This is a genomic window from Pseudomonas sp. UYIF39 (assembly GCF_029963765.1).
In the GTDB taxonomy this organism is placed as follows: Bacteria; Pseudomonadota; Gammaproteobacteria; order Pseudomonadales; family Pseudomonadaceae; genus Aquipseudomonas.
The window spans coordinates 17,839-34,883 of the sequence record NZ_JALBYU010000027.1 but is presented as its reverse complement, the minus strand read 5'-3'; the positions used below and the strand labels follow the sequence as shown (position 1 = coordinate 34,883).

The 17,045-nt window shown below is 59.5% G+C and carries 14 protein-coding genes; 1 reads left to right on the top strand and 13 read right to left on the bottom strand.

The features are described from left to right. Positions 1–9 precede the first annotated feature (9 nt). The 8 genes from MO767_RS26235 to MO767_RS26200 form a co-directional block, all read right to left on the bottom strand. Positions 10–900 (bottom strand): LysR substrate-binding domain-containing protein, encoded by an 891-nt coding sequence (locus tag MO767_RS26235; RefSeq protein ID WP_282482908.1) that lies wholly within the window; start codon positions 898–900, stop codon positions 10–12. Positions 901–959: 59 nt separating this feature from the next. Next, positions 960–2,390 carry an amino acid permease gene (locus tag MO767_RS26230; RefSeq protein ID WP_282482907.1) on the bottom strand — a complete coding sequence of 477 codons (1,431 nt, stop codon included), beginning with the start codon at positions 2,388–2,390 and terminating at the stop codon, positions 960–962. A gap of 151 nt (positions 2,391–2,541) precedes the next feature. After that, positions 2,542–3,819 carry a cystathionine gamma-synthase family protein gene (locus MO767_RS26225; RefSeq protein ID WP_282482906.1) on the bottom strand — a complete coding sequence of 426 codons (1,278 nt, stop codon included), beginning with the start codon at positions 3,817–3,819 and terminating at the stop codon, positions 2,542–2,544. Between the two features lie 244 nt (positions 3,820–4,063). After that, positions 4,064–5,128: a 2,3-butanediol dehydrogenase gene (locus tag MO767_RS26220; RefSeq protein WP_282482937.1), complete on the bottom strand. Its 1,065-nt coding sequence runs from the start codon at positions 5,126–5,128 to the stop codon at positions 4,064–4,066. Between the two features lie 90 nt (positions 5,129–5,218). Next, on the bottom strand, positions 5,219–6,331 hold the full coding sequence (locus MO767_RS26215; protein WP_282482905.1) for an acetoin dehydrogenase dihydrolipoyllysine-residue acetyltransferase subunit: 1,113 nt from the start codon (positions 6,329–6,331) through the stop codon (positions 5,219–5,221). Continuing rightward, complete coding sequence (locus MO767_RS26210; RefSeq protein ID WP_123366092.1) at positions 6,328–7,347, bottom strand: alpha-ketoacid dehydrogenase subunit beta; 1,020 nt, start codon at positions 7,345–7,347, stop codon at positions 6,328–6,330. Before MO767_RS26210 ends, MO767_RS26215 begins: the two co-directional genes overlap by 4 nt. A gap of 36 nt (positions 7,348–7,383) precedes the next feature. After that, the gene (locus tag MO767_RS26205) at positions 7,384–8,361 is read right to left on the bottom strand and encodes a thiamine pyrophosphate-dependent dehydrogenase E1 component subunit alpha (RefSeq protein ID WP_282482904.1); all 978 of its coding nucleotides are present in this window, start codon (positions 8,359–8,361) and stop codon (positions 7,384–7,386) included. A gap of 33 nt (positions 8,362–8,394) precedes the next feature. Then, the gene (locus MO767_RS26200) at positions 8,395–9,453 is read right to left on the bottom strand and encodes an NAD(+)/NADH kinase (protein WP_282482903.1); all 1,059 of its coding nucleotides are present in this window, start codon (positions 9,451–9,453) and stop codon (positions 8,395–8,397) included. Between the two features lie 343 nt (positions 9,454–9,796). Here MO767_RS26200 and MO767_RS26195 point away from each other — a divergent pair, with 343 nt between their 5' ends. Then, a complete protein-coding gene (locus tag MO767_RS26195) occupies positions 9,797–11,689 on the top strand; it encodes a sigma-54-dependent Fis family transcriptional regulator (protein WP_282482902.1) in 1,893 nt (630 codons plus the stop codon). Positions 11,690–11,755: 66 nt separating this feature from the next. Here the strand turns inward: MO767_RS26195 and MO767_RS26190 are convergent, their stop codons facing one another. The 5 genes from MO767_RS26190 to ycaC all read right to left on the bottom strand — a co-directional run bounded on the left by MO767_RS26190 (position 11,756) and on the right by ycaC (position 17,022). Further along, a complete protein-coding gene (locus MO767_RS26190; protein ID WP_282482901.1) occupies positions 11,756–13,342 on the bottom strand; it encodes an MFS transporter in 1,587 nt (528 codons plus the stop codon). 19 nt (positions 13,343–13,361) lie between these two features. Further along, on the bottom strand, positions 13,362–13,790 hold the full coding sequence (locus MO767_RS26185) for a DoxX family protein (RefSeq protein WP_282482900.1): 429 nt from the start codon (positions 13,788–13,790) through the stop codon (positions 13,362–13,364). Positions 13,791–13,853: 63 nt separating this feature from the next. Next, entirely contained in the window at positions 13,854–14,507 is a 654-nt protein-coding gene (locus tag MO767_RS26180; protein ID WP_282482899.1) for a hydrolase, read from the bottom strand. Between the two features lie 176 nt (positions 14,508–14,683). Next, a complete protein-coding gene (locus MO767_RS26175; RefSeq protein ID WP_282482898.1) occupies positions 14,684–15,580 on the bottom strand; it encodes a LysR family transcriptional regulator in 897 nt (298 codons plus the stop codon). An 815-nt stretch (positions 15,581–16,395) separates the two neighbouring features. Next, positions 16,396–17,022, bottom strand: coding sequence for an isochorismate family cysteine hydrolase YcaC (gene ycaC, locus MO767_RS26170; protein WP_282482897.1), 627 nt, complete (start codon positions 17,020–17,022; stop codon positions 16,396–16,398). Positions 17,023–17,045 lie beyond the last annotated feature (23 nt).

The window sequence follows — 17,045 nt, the reverse complement described above, 5'->3', positions numbered from 1 at the left end:
TCCGGCCATTCATTTGAAACGATGTGCCTGCTCGACCAGCCAGGTGGAAAACATGACCGCGTCGGGGTGCTGGTCGGCCCCAGAACCGCGTACGAGGTAAAAAGACTCGCTGGCTTCGATGCGATGGTCGAAGGGCTCGACCAGTCGTCCGTCCTGAAGCATCTCTTCAACCATCGAGGACCGGGCCAGGGCAATCCCCTGCCCCAACTCGGCCATGCGCAAGGTGGAAATCAGTGTGTCGAACTGCATGCCGGTCGACGAATCGACGGTGTCCGCACCGACCATGTTTAACCAGTAACCCCAGCCCTCTTCGTAACCCAGAACATGTAACAGCGGATGGTGCGCGACATCCGCCGGCACCCTCAGCGACGAGTTCGCCATCAGGGCTGGCGAGCAGACCGGAAACAAGGTGTCCCAGGTCAGGCGCTGCGACACCAGGCCGGGCCATTGACCATGGCCCCAGCGAATCTCCATGTCGTCCTCGCCATCCAGTTCCTTGACCCAGATGTTGCTGATGTAGCGGATGTCGACAAGTGGATGAGCCTGGCGAAAGCCCACCAGCTTGGGCGCCAGCCAGTGCACGAAAAATGCCAGGCTGCCACGCACCTTGATCGGCCGGCGTTTGTGCTGGCCAAAAATCTCGTTGGTCCCCACCGCCAGTCGAGTGATCGCATCCTGCACGACCGGCAGATAGGCCTGCCCTTCCTCCGTCAGCCCCAGGCCACGGGGCAAGCGCTTGAACAGTGCCACCCCCAGGTGGCTTTCCAATTGGCGGATCTGCTGGCTGACGGCGCCCTGAGTCAAAAACAGCTCTTCGGCGGCGTGGGTGAAGTTCAGGCAGCGGGCGGATACCTCGAATGCCCGCAGCCAGTTCAATGGCGGTAACGTCTTTTGCTTCATGGTCTGAACCTCATTGACGCCCCCTCCTCCGAGCACTTTGCCCACCCCGTCGACGGCGGCTAGAACGCATCGGACGGTTGTGCCAAGGGGGCAACCGACAAGCGTCGCTCGCGGCTTTTGCGCGTAATGTAATACACGAAATAGCACCAGGCGATGAATGGCAAACCAAAGTACAGGGCCACCCGCTGCTCAGGGTCGAACGCAATCCCCACACACGCCAGGCTGCAGCAGACCAGCGCCCCCAGTGGCACCCATGGATAACCCCGGACGCGGAACTTGAGGTTGCGGACATCGCCGCCGTTGGCCACATAGTGACGGCGAAAAGCGATCTGGCTCGCGGCAATGCTCATCCACACCACCACCACTGCCAACCCGGATATCGACACCAGTGCCAGGTAGACGGTGTCGGCGGCGAACACGCTACTGAGCAACGAGGCGCCACCGCCGACCATGCTCAACACGATGGCATTCAACGGCGTCCCCATGCGGGTCAGGTTAGAGAACTGCTTGGGCAAGTGACCCTGGTCGCTCAAGGTCCAGAGCATCCGCGAGGCGGCGTACAACCCGGAGTTGGCCGCCGACAACAGCGCAGTGATGATCACGAAGTTCATGATGTCGGCGGAGTAAGGAATGCCGATGTAGGTGAACACGGTGACGAACGGACTCTCCACCAAACCGGCCTGCTCGCGGGGCAACAGGGTTGCCAGGACGAAAATAGTGCCGACGAAAAAGATCGCCAGACGCAGCACGGTGGTGCGAATGGCCCGCGGCACATTGCGCTGAGGGTCCTTGGTTTCACCGGCGGCAATACCGATCAACTCAGTACCGGAGAAGGCAAAGGACACCGCCAACAAGGTCATGGCAATTGACATGAAACCGGTGGGGAACAAGCCTTCGCGGGTGAAGTTGCCCAGGCCAATGCTGTGGGCCTGATCGATATGCAACAAGCCGAGAATCGCCCCGCCGCCGATCATCAGGAACACCACCACCGTCACTACTTTGATCAAGGACAACCAGAACTCAGTCTCGGCGAACAAACGCACCGAGATCACGTTGGTCAGGAACACCACGCCAGCGAACAGCGCACTCCAGATCCACACCGGCGTATCCGGAAACCAACGCGCCATCAAAATTCCGGCAGCGGTGAATTCAGAACCAATCGCCACAGTCCAGGTCAGCCAATACAGCCATGCCACGGTGTAGCCGGTACCTGGTCCGAGAAAACGCGTGGCGTAAGTACTGAACGAACCGGTTTCCGGCATCTGCACCGCCAATTCGCCCAAGCACATCATGACCATGTAAACCATGAGTGCACCGATGATGTAGGCGATAACCGCCCCCAAGGGTCCAGCCTGGTTAACGGTGTACCCGGACGTGAGAAACAGCCCGGTACCAATGACGCCACCCAATGCCAACATGACAATGTGGCGAGTCTGCATTTCCTGTTTAAAACCGGCACGCGTGTTGAGTTGTTCTTCTTTTATGGACATGGTTGTTCTCATGAAAGTTGTTAGGGCACGCATTAACTTCTGCTCTGAGTTACGGGGCAGAGTAAAAACAGGTCACCACTAAGTTTTATTATTATTCCTCTTCATGAACTCCTCACTAACGGCCCTGTCGTGAGGTATTAACGTTATAACTTCAGTTTGCTATCTCGGTGCAAGTTTCATTGATTGAGGGCTGCTTGTTTGCCTGTGCCTGTTCATCCTGTGAATGTCTGACAAAGGCAAACGCCTGCTTCAGGTCGTCGAGCAAATCATCGGTGTCTTCGATGCCGACGGAGACTCGTACCAGTCCTTCGGAGATACCCAGGGCCAGACGCTCCTCCAGAGTGTTCTCCACATGGCTGGTGGTCCGAGCCGGGCCGTAAATGGTTTCCACCGCGCCGAGATTGCCCGCGCAGTGGGCGAATCGCAGACGCGGCAAGAGGACCTTGACCGTGTCCATTCCACCGACCAGAACAAAACTGACAATGGCACCGAAGCCGGACATTTGCGCGCACGCCACAACATGGTTCGGGTGGCTGGGCAAGCCTGGATAATTGACCGACTCCACCAACGGTTCGGTGCAAAGAAAATCCGCCAGAGCACGGGCACTGCGTTGCTGTTGACGCATGCGCAGCACCAGCGTTTTCATGCCCCGGATGATCATGTAGGCCGAGAACGGGTCGAGCGTCGCACCGTTGATCTCCCGGTAATGACGAACCTTGGCCATCAAGGATTCGTTGCCACACACCAGACCGCCGAGCACATCGCCATGGCCACTGAGGAACTTGGTCGCGCTGTGGATGACCACGTCCACACCTAACGCCAGGGGGTTCTGATTCAGCGGCGTGGCAAAGGTGTTGTCGGCCACCACCACGGCACCGACGCGCTTGGCTGCAGCTACCAGTCGGTGGATATCGAGTATTTTCAGGGTCGGGTTGGTCGGCGTCTCCAAGTACACCAATTGGCAGCCTTTGGCGATTTCACGCTCGATCTCCTCGTGATCGAACGTCTCGCACAAGGTCACCTCCACACCCGTGCGCGGCAGGAATTCTTCGAAAATCTTGTTGGTGCCACCGTAGCTGTCCTTGGTCGACACCACACGATCGCCATTGGCCAGGAAGGTGAAAAGCACACTGCTGATCGCAGCCATGCCGCTGCTGAAGGCCACGGCGGACTCGGCCATTTCCAACTCGCGAATTTTTGCTTCGAGGGTCTCGACCGTCGGGTTGCTCATGCGGCTGTAGATAAAGCCAGGCGTCTTGCCCAACGCAACGTCGTACCAGACGTCGATGTCGTCGTAACCGTAAGCGGCGCTAACCACGATCGGTGTCTGAGTGGCGTTGTAGGGGTGCCTGACTTGCTCCCCGCCCCAGACCGCTCGGGTCCCCGCTCCGGCGTTATCAAGCCCTGCGTTGTCAGGTTTATTGTTCATTAAGACTACTCGCACTGAGGGTGGTGAGTGTTGAGTCATTCACCAGATCTGGCGGCCAATATATTGAAAAGCGGTGCGCCCGAGAAACGATGTTATCGGTGCCAAAGGGCTGTTTTTTTTAATGGCTGAACGTAATAAGCGACAACGCAGAATTTTTCAGGGCTTGTTTTGTCGGTCTTTGTCGACTGCGACCCGGGCGATGTAGCGATGACCGCTAACGGCCATCGCGTCCGATTCAGCCACTTCAGACTCGAGCAGGTGACACGATGATTTTCACGTTGTGCTCCTTGTTGTTAACCAGTTCCTCGAAGCCCTGCCCCACGATCTGTTCCAACTGAATGCGCCCGGTCACCAATGGTGTGATGTCCAGCCGGCCATCAGCGATAAAAGCAATCACGTCAGCGAACTCACCGTTATAGGCCAGCGCGCCCAGTACCTGTTTTTCGGTAGCCACCAACTCGAAGAAGTTGAACTCGCTGGGTTCCTCAAAGATCCCCACCAGTACGCACTTGCCGGCCTTGCGGATCAGATCGATCGAGAGCTTGGCCGTGTGTTTGTTGCCAATGCATTCGAAGCTGACATCCGCCCCGAGCCCACCCGTCAGGCGCCGAACCTCCGCCAAGGCATCGCATTCATTGGGATCGAGCACATGGGTTGCCCCCACTTCCAGGGCCTTGGCCTTGCGCGCTCCAGACATTTCCAGAGCGATCACCTGAGCCGCACCGGCAGCCTTGGCGCACATGATGGTGCACAAGCCAATGGTGCCTGCACCGACCACCACCACGTTCTGTCCGAGCAGGCTCCCGGCTTTTTTCACCGCGTGCATGCCCACCGCCAAGGGCTCGATCAGTGCCCCGGCTTCAGCAGGAAAGTTCGCCGGCAACTTGTACAGCAGGTTGGCCGGCACGTTGACCAGTTCGGCGAAGGCACCATTATTCATCAGCCCGGTGAAAGCCAGGTTCTCGCAGATGTTGTACAGGCCATGGGTGCAGTAGTAGCAGGTGCCGCAGTGTTGGCAGGCATCGGCCGCCACCGGATCGCCGATGCTGAAACCCTGAACACCGGCACCGAGCTCGACGATCTCGCCACAGAACTCGTGACCGAGAATGCACTGGCCCTTGATCCCGGTCAGTGGGTGCGGCGCGTCAACCGGGATGAACACCGGCCCCGCCACGTACTCATGCAAATCGGACCCGCAAATTCCGCACCACTGCACGCGGATCTGCACCCAGCCAGCAGGTGGCGATATGGGCAGCGGAACGTCTTCGACGCGGATATCGTTGCGACCATGCCAGACCGCGGCGCGCATGCTGCGTACCGAATTGATTGAAAGGCTCATAGCAAAATCTCCTTGAAATAGTGGGTCCTGGCGCCCTGCAAGAGTCCGCCAGGAGGGGCGTCAGTGCTGTTGCAAAAAGTCCAGAATCAGTCGGTTGACCTGCTCGGCCGCTTCCATCTGCACCATGTGCGCCTGACCTGGCAGGATCTCGACCTGGGCCGTCAGCCCGGCGCTGTGACTCACCGGAATAATCGCGTCGTCACTGCCCCAGATCAGCAACACTGGCTGCTGACCGTCCTGCACCACGCCGCGCAGATCGAGCTGTTGCCGTCCTTCTTTGAACAAGCCTGAAACCAGCAGGCGCAGGGCCGCGTCCACGCCTTCCAGGCGCTTGTACTTGAGCATGTCTTCGAGCATCTGCCGGTTGACCAGCTCGGGGTTGGAGAACAGCTTCACCAACTGTGGCTTGAGGGCATTGCGGTTGGCAGCCTCGACAAAGCCTTGCAGGTAATCGCCGTTGATGTCCTCGCCCAGACCGGCGCTGCCGATCAAGGTCAGGGAACGTACCCGCTGCGGAGCCAGGCGCGCAGTGTTCAGCGACACCGCGCCACCCATGGAATGACCCACCAGATGCGCTGCGGGAATGTCCAGGTGATCGAGCAGTGCCAGCACCACGCCGCTCAACTCGTCCAGATCTGCGCGCTCCAGCTGTTTGGTTGACTCGCCATGACCCGGCAGGTCCAGTGCAACCACCCGGCGGCCAGCGGCTAACGCTTCGTGATTGAACATCCAGTTGTTCAGGTCACCGCCAAAGCCGTGCACCAGCACCAACGGCACCCCGCCTTCGCCGCGCTCGAAGTAACGGATCAACCGTCCGTCCAGCTCGACCTTTTGCGGTCTCGGCCCAATGTCTTCCTCGGCACCGTCACCGGGCACGAACGCGGCCTGAAACTGCTCGACCACCGCATCGATCTCCGCCTCGCTGGCTTCGCCGTCGACCACGATGCCGAGCAACGCACCCACCGCCAGGGTTTCATCCTGGCGGGCGATCTGCCGACGAAGCACCCCGGAAAACGGCGCCTCGACACTGCTGGAGATTTTATCGGTTTCGACGTCTAGCACTTCGTCGCCCTTGGCGATGGCCTGGCCTTCCTCCTTGAGCCAGACATCGACCCGGCCCTCAGTCATGGACAGGCCCCACTTGGGCATGGTCAGGGTATGGATCTGGCTCATGAACGCTTGCTCCACTCAATCAGCTTGAGCACGGCACTCTCGATCTTCGCCGCGTCGGGAATGTAGAGGTCTTCCAAAGCATCAGAGAACGGCACCGGCGTGTGCGGCGCAGTAACCATCTCGATCGGCGCCTTGAGCGAGGCGAAGGCTTTTTGCGCCACCAGAGCCGAAATGTCGGTGGCCATGGAGCAACGCGGGTTGGCTTCGTCGATGACCACCAAGCGCCCGGTTTTCTCTACACTTTCCAATAGGCTGTCTTCGTCCAGCGGACTGGTGGTGCGCAGGTCGATCACCTCGCAGTCGATCCCGCGCGCGGCCAGATTGCGCGCGGCGTCCATCGCGGTGTTGACCGTGCGGCCATAGGAGACCAGCGTCACGTCCTTGCCATCGCGCAGGAAGTTGGCTTCGCCGAAGGGGATGGTATAGAGCTCTTCCGGTACTTCACCCTGCATGCTGTAGAGCATTTTGTGTTCGCAGAAGATCACCGGGTCGTTGTCGCGGATGGCCTGGATCAGCAAACCTTTGGCGTCATAAGGTGACGACGGGCAGACCACTTTCAGCCCCGGAATGTGGGTCCACAACGAGGTCAGCATCTGCGAGTGCTGGGCGGCGGCCCGCAACCCGGCGCCGACCATCGTGCGGATCACCAGCGGCGTGGAGGCCTTGCCACCGAACATGTAGCGAAACTTGGCCGCCTGATTGAGGATCTGATCCAGACAGCAACCGGCGAAGTCGACGAACATCAATTCACACACCGGGCGCACGCCACAGGTCGCAGCGCCCACTGCAGCACCGACATAACCCAACTCCGACAATGGCGTGTCCAGCACTCGCCCAGGGAATTGGTGATAGAGGCCCTTGGTCACGCCCAGCACCCCGCCCCAGGCGTCATTTTCACCGGGGGCGCCGGCACCGCCGGCGACGTCCTCACCCATGATGAACACGCTGGGGTCGCGGCGCATTTCCTGGGCCAGAGCTTCGTTGATTGCCTGCTGATAACTGATTTTTCTCGCCATGATGAAGGTCTCGATTCTTGTTATAGGGGGGGGCGTTCAGGGATAGGAAACGTAGACGTCGGTGAGCAGGTCGGCGGCGCTCGGCTTGGGGTCGGACTTGGCCTTGCGCACGGCGTTCTCGATCAGCAGGTCCACCTCGCTGTCGATCTGGTCCAACTGGCTGGCCTGCACCCGCCCGGCGCGGAGGGTGCGTTCGCGGAACTGCATCAGGCAGTCGTTGTGCTCGCGGAAATGCTTGACCTCGTCCAGCGCCCGATAGGTCTGGGCGTCGCCCTCAAAGTGACCGTAATAGCGAGTCAGCTTGACCTCGATCAGCGATGGCCCCTCCCCGGCCCTGGCCCGCTCCACAGCGGCACCGGCGGCTTCGTGAACGGCGAAGAAGTCGAAGCCGTCCACCGTGACCCCGGGCATGCCGAAGCCGGCGGCACGGTCGGCGATGTGATCGCAGGCCACCGACCAGTTGGAGGCCGTGGCTTCGGCGTAACCGTTGTTCTCGGCAATGAACAGGCACGGCAAATTCCACACCGAGGCCATGTTCATCGCTTCGAACACGGCCCCTTCGTTGGAGCCGCCGTCACCAAAGAACACCACCGCGACACTGTCAGTCCCCTTGAGCTTGGCGGCCAGGGCGGCACCCACGACCAGCGGCGCACCGGCCCCCACAATGCCGTTGGCGCCGAGCATTCCCTTCTCGAAATCGGCGATGTGCATGGAGCCACCCTTGCCTTGGCAGACCCCGGTTTTCTTGCCGTAGATCTCGGCCATCATCCCGTACACATCGACGCCTTTGGCGATGCAGTGGCCGTGACCACGGTGGTTGGAGGCAATGCAATCGTCATCACCCAAGTGGGCCATGACCCCGGCGGCTGAAGCTTCTTCGCCGGCATACAGATGGACAAAACCGGGAATCTCGCCGGTGGCGAATTCCACGTGCAGGCGCTCTTCAAAGACGCGGATGGTGCGCATTACCTGGTAGGCATGCAGCAATTGATCAGCGGTCAGCTGTGTCGACATTTTTATTCTCCAGGGTGTCTTGAGGCTCAAGTTTCAAGGTGCAAGGTTCAAAGGGTGTTGCGGGTGTTCAGGGCCGATGGCCAGAAGTCGCTGTTGCGCGGCATAGGCCAGGGTCGCATTGACGTCGATGCTCAGCGGACCGCCGGCATCGAGGGTGACCGTGGGCCGGTCATGGGCGTTGAATTCGATCTCGCGCTCGCCATCCAGAGCCAGGGTGCCGCTGGCCAGGCACAGTCCATGGGCGACGCCGGGTTCAAGGCTTCCGGCAGCGAGCACGCCGCAGCCTTGCAGCAGGCCGGGAGCCAGAGGCACCAGCAGCGCTTCGGGAGATTGCGCATCGAGGCGCATCCAGGCCCCGCCCGGAGCCTGACGCGATACGGGAAACCACAAGCCGCAAAGAGCCGAGATGCCAATGGACTGAGGTTCGGCGAAGGTCACAAACACCTCGGCCAGATCGGCCCCGCGGCTGATGGCCCGTGCGCCGACGAAGGGCAGCGAGGACACCGCCACGTCCACCAGCGCCATCTCGCACAGGCCACGGCTCGGCTCGCGCACCAGCAAGCGCTTGTTGCGTCGCAAGGCGATCTCGGGCGGGATCCGCCCACTGACAAACAGCCCGCCGGCCAACCCGGCGCTGGTGGCTTCACGAAGTTCCGGAAAGGCGTTGTTGGTGCCGGTGGACAGTGTCAGCAGCGGAATGTCGCCGACTTCGGAGGCCACCGCCTTGTGAGTACCGTCGCCGCCCAGCACGGCGATCAGGGCAACGCCGCGTTCGGCCATCCAGCGTGCCGCGTGACGGGTATCCTCGACGCTTTGGCGCAGGGTCAGGTCGAGGAACTCAAGGGCCGGCCAGTGACTGCTGCGAGCCTGGCGACCGTGGCTGTTTTTCAGCACGGCGGCGGCGATGCCGGTCATGTCGGTGGGCATCAGTACCCGTTCGAGGCCCGTGGCGCCAAAGGCAGCCAGCAAGCGCTGGATCACCGAGACCTTGTCGGTGCTGGAAAACAGCCCGGCGTTAGCGGTCAGGCGCCGCACGTCCCGACCGGAAGCCGGGTTGGCGATGATGCCGACGGTCAGCTGCGCACGACTCATGACGCCACCACGGGCAGAACAGGGAAAGGATCTAGGCAGGACATCGGGCACCTCTTTTTATTATTGGGTTGCCAGTCGGGCTGGTTGCCAGAGCTAGAGCAAGGCCGGTGCCAGATCCGCAAAAAAACCTGCATAACCCCGTCGTAGAGCGGCCCGCTGGAAGCCCAAGGGTGGTCGGAATCAAGCCCGAATGAGACGCGTCATGTCAGGCTGCACGAGGTGGCGGCGAGACCGTGAGACGTTGCGTCTCACCGCCAGTCCCGGTTGACCCGACGCTTGTCTGCGGCCAATGAACGGCGCTTAATAGCCGCACAACTAAAAGAAGATGGAACCGGAGGCCTTAATGCTTTCCGCACATTCAAAGGCGCATGTGGATTGCGTCAGCCGTGTTTTGAAGAATGCCGGGCACCTGCCGCAGTTGCCTGTGTCGGACTTGATTCTCGACTCCTGGCGCCGCTCCATGGAGCAACACCACCTGGATCCCGGCTCACTACAAGGGCCACGGATCCTCTCGCAGAACGTGCTGCAGGAATGCCGCGAGCGCTCCGAGTTGTTCCTGCGCATTGCCAGCGAAGAAGTCGCCCGCCTCCACGGTCGGGTCCGCGATGCCGACTACTGCGTCCTGCTGACCGATGCTCAGGGCCAGACCATCGACTACCGCGTCGAAACCTCCATCCGCAATGACTGCCGCAAGGCCGGTCTTTACCTGGGCACTTGCTGGTCGGAAGGTGAGGAAGGTACTTGTGGCGTGGCGGCGGTACTGACCGCGCGAACGCCGGTCACAGTGCACAAACGCGATCACTTTCGCGCCGCGTTTATCGGCCTCACCTGCTCAGCGGCGCCGGTCTTCGACCCCAAGGGCGAACTGCTCGGGGTACTCGATGTGTCGGCGGTGCGCTCACCCGACGACCGCCGCTCCCAACACCTGATCCGGCAGATGGTGGTGCAGAGCGCGCGTGAAATCGAACAGGCATTTTTCATGAGCAGCGCCCAGGGTTACTGGGTGCTACGAGCCCACAGCAGCCCGGGCTACGTCGACAGCCAACCCGATTACTTGCTCGCCTGGGATGATGACGGCCGTTTGCAGGCGCTGAACCCGGCGGCGCGGCAGTTGCTGCTGCAAAGCTTTGGCCAACTGCCGGAACACATCGGCCAGGTGTTCGATCAGCAGTTGCTGCATCGGGCCAGTGACGAGTCGCTATGCCTGTTGCACAGCCAGGGTGGCCACACGGAATTGCATGGTCGCCTGAGCGCGCCACGGCGGGTGAAGCGCAACGCTTCGCGACTGGCACTGACATCCGCCGAACTTGATCCGCGACTGGAAGAAAGCCTGCGCCTTGCAGTGCGGGTTAAAGACCGCAACCTGCCAGTACTGATCCAGGGCGAAACCGGCTCCGGCAAGGAAGTCTTCGCCCGTCAACTGCACCAGGCCAGCCAGCGCCGCGAGCGGCCGTTCGTTGCGGTGAACTGCGCGGCGATCCCCGAGAACCTGATCGAAAGCGAATTATTTGGCTATGTCGCCGGCGCCTTCACTGGTGCCTCGAGCAAGGGCATGCAAGGTCTGCTGGAACAGGCCGATGGCGGCACCCTGTTTCTCGATGAAATCGGCGACATGCCCCTGCCCTTGCAAACCCGACTGCTGCGGGTTCTGGCCGAGGGTGAAGTGGCGCCTTTGGGAGCTTCACGGCGTAAAGCGATCGACCTTCAGGTCGTCTGCGCGAGCCACCGCGATCTGGAAAGACTGGTCGCCACGGGCGAGTTTCGAGAAGACTTGTACTTTCGTTTGAGTGGAGCGCGCTTCCAGTTGCCGCCGCTGCGCGAACGCAGTGACCGACTGGCGCTGATCAACCGGATTCTCGATGAGGAATCGACGCTTTGCGCAGAACCTATGCAACTGGGAGGGGCGGCGCTGGAATGCCTGCTTGGCTACCGCTGGCCAGGTAACGTTCGCCAGTTACGGCACGTGCTGCGTTATGCCTGTGCGGTGTGCGATTCCAACCTGATTCAGGTCAGCCATTTGCCCGAGCAACTGCAAGGTCACCGACTGGATGGCCCAAACTCCGGCGACACCATTGATTGCATCACGAGCCCGGAACGCCAGGCATTGCTCGATGCCTTGGTGCGTCACCGCTGGAAACCCACCGCCGCCGCCAAGGCTTTGGGCATCTCCCGGGCAACCCTGTATCGGCGGGTGCATCAGCACGGCATCGACATGCCGGGCAGAAGCCAGGTGTAAACGCCCCCTCTTCGACGGAGCTTTGCGGTTATCGAGTAGCTATTGCATCTGAGCGAGGCCAACCCGTCAGCCTTTGAGCAGGTGCCGAATACGTACAGGCTTTCCAGCGATATGAAAGCGCCGAGCGGCTGATTCGATTTTCAACTCTGCGAGAGTGACTCTACTGTGATGGCGTAGATGATCGTGCCAGGACTCGTCAAAAAACAGCTCTATCCACAGTTGCGGATTTTCGGTGTCCTGCATCAATTGCCAGGAAAAAGAACCATTGCGGCGCCGCATTCTGCGCACTTCTTCCATGGCCACTTTGAAGGCATCGGCATCCGCCGTGTCTATCTCATACTCGACCGTAATCATGACTGGCCCACGTTCGCCATCAACGTCGACACTAGTCAACGGTTGAGGCCAATGCAGCGAAGGGGCCAGGTCTTCTGCGTTCAGCGCGGGCAGTTTGACCCACCAGCCCACCGCTACTCCCACCACCATGATTACCGCGGCAAAACTCAGCGATATCGAGATCGAAAGCCAGCTGGCGATCAGCCCCCACACCACACCCCCTATGGCCATGCTGCCAAAGAAAGTCAGAATGTAGACAGCCAACGCCCTGGCCCTTACCCACGCAGGTACCGATGTTTGCGCAGACACCTGAAGGCTGGACAAAACCGCGATCCAGGCAGCACCACTGATGAGCATCACAGGGATAAGCAGATAGAAATCTTGAACCCATGCCAAAGCCAGCAATACTGCCGCATAGATAAGGCTGGCCGATGCCACCAACAGATTGACAGCAATATGACGACGAATTCCGGGCAGAAACATTGCACCCGCGACCGCCCCGATCCCGACGCAACCGAGCAAGATCCCAAATTGCTCAGCACTGCCCTTCAGCTCACTTCGCACAATCAGTGGAAGCAACGACATACCGGCGCTTGCGCCCAGAAAGAAAGCGAGGGCGCGCACCAACACTCGCTGCAGTTCGCGCGAACTACGGGCATAGCGCCAACCCACACGTATAGCGCCAAACAGGCGTTCTGCCGGCAATACGGTCTGTTGCGGCGTACGGTGCCACAAGGCGAGCACAGCAATAACACCAAAGAAAGACAGGGCGTTGACGGCAAATGTCGCCCATGGCCCTACCAAGCTGATAATGATGCCAGCGATGGCCGGTCCGAGTGCTCGGGCAACGTTGACCCCCACGCTGCTAAGCGATATCGCGGCGGGCAGATCACTCGCTGGAACCAACTCAGGTGTCAACGCTGACCATGCAGGCATGGTCAGCGCTGTTCCAATCCCCATGGCCAGCGTAAACAGGAGTAAAAGTGTCGCGCTCATCAGGTCCGCAAAGGTGATCAAGGCGAGCGCAAGTGCAATGACGGCCATCCCTGCCTGGACAGCCAACAGGTAACGTCGTTTGTCGATGATGTCGGCCAGCGCGCCAGCGGGTAGCGCCAGAAGAAACATAGGAGCGGCGCCTGCTACTTGTACCAGAGACACCATAAAAGGACTGGCCGACAAGGAGGTCATCAGCCAGCCAGCACCCACTTCATGCATCCACGTCCCTATGCTGGATGCAATGCTGGCGAGCCACAGACTGCGAAACAATCCATGACGAAGCGGTTGCCAAGCCGAAGTTGTCGATAGCTGCTCATTAGTCATCGTACTCACCATTCTCTCCCTACAGTTTGCTCAAGAGTGGCCAGCGATGCGACAGACTCGTACCCAATGCCAATCTTCCAGATCCTGCGACTAGAATCGTCGAGAAGATGATCAGCAGCAGCCAGGCGAACTGGCCCTCGGCCAGGCTCCACTCGGGATGAACCCAGATAACCGATACGACCAATAAAAATAGAACAGGCAGTGTCGCAAGGCGCGTCAGAAGTCCCAATGCGATGAATACCGGACACAACACTTCCGAGAAAATTGCCAGAGACAAGGTCAACCGCGCCCCCATGCCAAACGGGTCTTCGATCAACGCCAGTTCGTGCTCAAAATTGAAAAGCTTAGGCAATCCGTGCACCAGCAACAGCATCAGTACACCTGTGATTCGTAGCCAACACAGCGCCACATCCGCTGCAGTCGTCGTATTTACATGAGATGTAGACATGCTCCCTTGCTTCCTCTCAAGGAGTGCGCCTCATCCCCCATCAGGGAAGAGGCGCAATACAGATCAGTGACCTTCCGATGCGTTAAACATGGTTTTGGCATAAATCAAACCAAGACCATAAGCACCACCGTGAGCGATAGAGGTTTTTACCGTCTCGTTATAGGTGTCGCCGCGAGCCCAGTCACGCTGCAATTCCAGGAGGTATTGAAGCGAGGTCATTGGACGCGCACCTGCTTGAATCATACGCTCGATGGCGCGCTCATGAGCCTCATCTGAAACGTCGCCACACGCATCGCAAATGACGTATACCTCAAACCCTTGGTCAAGAGCCGAGATCGCCGGCCCAACAATGCAGACCGAGGTCCAAAGACCGGCAAGAACGATTCTGCTGCGACCGATCTTGTTCACGGCGACGGCTATACGCTCGTCCTCCCAGGTATTCATGCTGGTTCGATCAATCAGCTCCTGACCGGCGAATACCGAGGTGATTTCCTCAAACATGGGGCCCGAAAAACTTTTTTCGGCGACGGTGGTAAGAATGGAAGGAACGCCAAACTCCTTCGCTGCTTTCGAGATCAGTGCAGCGTTATTACGGAGTGTGACGGCGTCGATGGATTTAGTCGCAAACGCCATCTGTGACTGAAAGTCGATCAAGATCAAAGCGTGGTTGCTTGGATCAATCAGGCCTTTACCTGGTGCTGCTTTCGCGGTTGCCATAACACTTCTCCAGATTCGTTTGAGAGGGGCTATTTTCGGCTTCGTTGGAGCAGAGCGATTGTATGGATGTGCGAATCTGGAAAATTCATGCTGAGAAAATTTCTTTCTCCAAGCATCGGGAGGCTAACCACCTACCCGCATCAGGTGTGCGCTTCGACTGCGGGGTGTCGCTGTATTTAAAGCCCACCCTCGGTCCGATCCAGCCGTTCACGCAAGAATTCAACCAGCGCCTGCACCGGTCGCGAGCCCTGACGATGCTGCGGATAGACCGCCGATAACGTCAACGACTCAGGACGAAAGTTGTCCAGCACCGGCACCAACCGCCCGTCCTTCAAGGCCGAACCGACAATGAAAGTCGGCAAATAAGTAATGCCCATGCCGGCGATGGCCGCGTCCTTGAGCAATTCACCGTTGTTGACCCGCATCCTTCCGGTGACGTTCACCGTCAGTGGTTTGCCCTGCCCTTCGAAACGCCATTGCACCTGACGACCGTGGCCATAAGGCAGGCAGTCATGGCTGTGCAAGTCTTCGGGGTTAACCGGCGTACCGCGCTCGGCCAGGTAGGCTGGGCTCGCGCAGTACACCCGATGGATGGAGGCGAGACGTCGGGCGATCAGCGTCGAGTCTTCCAGCACACCGATGCGCAATGCCAGGTCGTAGCCTTCACTGAGCAAGTCCACCGGACGATCACTCAAGTCCACTTCCACCGTGACGTCGCGATAGCGCTGCAAAAACACCGGCAGCAGGCAACCCAAGTGCGCCACCGCGAACGACAGCGGCGCGCTCAAGCGAATGGTGCCGCGAGGCTCGCTGGTCTGGCCAGTGATGCTCTGCTCCACTTGTTCGACTTCGCTGAGCAGGCGCAAGGCCGACTCGTAATAACTCTGCCCCAGGGGCGTGACGTCCAGCCTTCGGGTCGAACGATTGAGCAGTCGCACACCGAGGCGCTCTTCCAGTTGCATCAAGCGCCGGCTGACGAATTGTTTGGACAGCCCCAACTGATCGGCCGCTGCGGTGAAACTGCCGGAGTCCATGACCTGACAAAAAATACGCATATCTTCAAACGGGTTCATTGTCGCGGCCTGGTTGACAGTCAAACACTTTATAGCCGTTTTTTCCTTTTTCGGCACCCTATTAGTCCAATGCCGGCCTCAGCCCGCTGCAGAGCACATTGAGCAATGACACGTAAAAATGCCCGCACAATGGCGTAATGCTGTTCACTTAAGAAAATGGATGGCGGCTTGAGAGCCGACGGGGTTTTGATCGTGTACTTATCCGTTGCTGCGGTCACGGCGGCTTAGGGTTCCGCCCTTACGGCGGGTCACTTGGAAATACGGAATGCCGCCCAACCCCAAGTAACCAAACGCTCTTGCCCCTGACGTACGGTGCCTCGCCCAGGCTCGTCATGCCCTCGCTCCGACGGGGCAGATCAAGATCAAAAATCCGAAGCAACAGCAAGATCAAAAGATCGCAGCCTCGCTTCGCTCGACAGCTCCTACAGGGAAATGCGTTCACTTGAAGCCAGGTCGGCCGGTAGGCCGCCTCGCTTTTGCGTTAGCGGTGTACGCCCCTCGAGAGGCCGAGTGGAGGTTCTGCGCAGTGGGCAACCCGGCATGGATGCCGGGTTAGCCGCCCCCGGCCATGGATGGCCGATGGCGGCGGGCCCACGGAGCAGGACCGGAGCGAGGGCATGCCGAGCCTGGGCGAGGCACCGAACGAAAGGGGCAAGAACCCTTTGGTTACTTTGGGGTTCTTTTCCAAAGTAACTCGCCGTAAGGGCGGAACCCTAGGCCGCCCTGACCGTAGAAACGGATATGTACCCCAACCTTAAGTGAACAGCATTACGCACAATGGTGGGCATTCATTCAAATCGGCGTTGCGGCGGGACTTACTTGGCCGTCAGCACCGAGTAGCTGTTCATCAGGTTACGGTAGTTCGGAATGCGCGGCGACAGCAGGTTCGCCAGGCCTTCCATATCGTTGCGCCAGTCACCTTGCAGCTCGCACGCCACCGAGAACCAGTTCACCAGTTGCGCACCCGCTGCAGCCATACGTGCCCAGGCAGCCTGTTGTACGGTTTCGTTGAAGGTGCCCGAAGCGTCGGTAACCACAAACACTTCAAAGCCTTCAGCCAGCGCCGACAAGGTCGGGAACGTCACGCAAACGTCGGTCACCACACCGGCAATGATCAATTGCTTGCGACCGGTAGCTTTTACGGCCTTGACGAAGTCTGCGTTGTCCCAGGCATTGATTTGGCCAGGGCGGGGAATATACGGTGCATCAGGGAACAGCTCTTTGAGCTCCGGCACCATCGGACCGTTCGGGCCGTTTTCAAAACTGGTGGTCAGGATGGTCGGCAGTTTGAAGAACTTGGCCAGGTCCGCGAGCGCCAGTACGTTGTTCTTGAATTCGTTGGGTGAGAAGTCCTGCACCAGCGAGATCAGGCCGGTCTGGTGGTCGACCAACAGCACAACTGCGTCATCTTTGTTCAGACGCTTGTACGGAACGTTGCTCATGTGAAACTCCTTGGTGGATGGAT

Bases quoted from the DNA above. Each gene is read 5' to 3' on its own strand.
- MO767_RS26235 (WP_282482908.1), bottom strand. From the start codon at position 900: ATGAAGCAAAAGACGTTACCGCCATTGAACTGGCTGCGGGCATTCGAG.
- MO767_RS26230 (WP_282482907.1), bottom strand. From the start codon at position 2,390: ATGTCCATAAAAGAAGAACAACTCAACACGCGTGCCGGTTTTAAACAG.
- MO767_RS26225 (WP_282482906.1), bottom strand. From the start codon at position 3,819: ATGAACAATAAACCTGACAACGCAGGGCTTGATAACGCCGGAGCGGGG.
- MO767_RS26220 (WP_282482937.1), bottom strand. From the start codon at position 5,128: ATGCGCGCCGCGGTCTGGCATGGTCGCAACGATATCCGCGTCGAAGAC.
- MO767_RS26215 (WP_282482905.1), bottom strand. From the start codon at position 6,331: ATGAGCCAGATCCATACCCTGACCATGCCCAAGTGGGGCCTGTCCATG.
- MO767_RS26210 (WP_123366092.1), bottom strand. From the start codon at position 7,347: ATGGCGAGAAAAATCAGTTATCAGCAGGCAATCAACGAAGCTCTGGCC.
- MO767_RS26205 (WP_282482904.1), bottom strand. From the start codon at position 8,361: ATGTCGACACAGCTGACCGCTGATCAATTGCTGCATGCCTACCAGGTA.
- MO767_RS26200 (WP_282482903.1), bottom strand. From the start codon at position 9,453: ATGAGTCGTGCGCAGCTGACCGTCGGCATCATCGCCAACCCGGCTTCC.
- MO767_RS26195 (WP_282482902.1), top strand. From the start codon at position 9,797: ATGCTTTCCGCACATTCAAAGGCGCATGTGGATTGCGTCAGCCGTGTT.
- MO767_RS26190 (WP_282482901.1), bottom strand. From the start codon at position 13,342: ATGACTAATGAGCAGCTATCGACAACTTCGGCTTGGCAACCGCTTCGT.
- MO767_RS26185 (WP_282482900.1), bottom strand. From the start codon at position 13,790: ATGTCTACATCTCATGTAAATACGACGACTGCAGCGGATGTGGCGCTG.
- MO767_RS26180 (WP_282482899.1), bottom strand. From the start codon at position 14,507: ATGGCAACCGCGAAAGCAGCACCAGGTAAAGGCCTGATTGATCCAAGC.
- MO767_RS26175 (WP_282482898.1), bottom strand. From the start codon at position 15,580: ATGAACCCGTTTGAAGATATGCGTATTTTTTGTCAGGTCATGGACTCC.
- ycaC (WP_282482897.1), bottom strand. From the start codon at position 17,022: ATGAGCAACGTTCCGTACAAGCGTCTGAACAAAGATGACGCAGTTGTG.